Annotated in this window: 1 pseudogene; it reads left to right on the plus strand. The window is 56.2% G+C overall.

The features are described 5' to 3' along the window. Window positions 1–258 (plus strand): annotated as a pseudogene (locus V5P19_RS23920) (1-pyrroline-5-carboxylate dehydrogenase); the annotation flags it as partial.

A 258-nucleotide genomic window follows, 5' to 3' on the forward strand; every position in this document is an offset into this window, starting at 1 on the left:
GTGCTAACACCTCGTTTGTTAACCGTATTGCCGACACCTCTTTGCCACTGGATGAACTGGTCGCCGATCCGGTCACTGCTGTAGAAAAACTGGCGCAACAGGAAGGGCAAACTGGATTACCGCATCCGAAAATTCCCCTGCCGCGCGATCTTTACGGTCACGGGCGCGACAACTCGGCAGGGCTGGATCTCGCTAACGAACACCGTCTGGCCTCGCTCTCCTCTGCCCTGCTCAATAGTGCACTGCAAAAATGGCAGG

The organism is Enterobacter sp. UNJFSC 003 (assembly GCF_036903355.1).
Taxonomy (GTDB): Bacteria; Pseudomonadota; Gammaproteobacteria; order Enterobacterales; family Enterobacteriaceae; genus Enterobacter.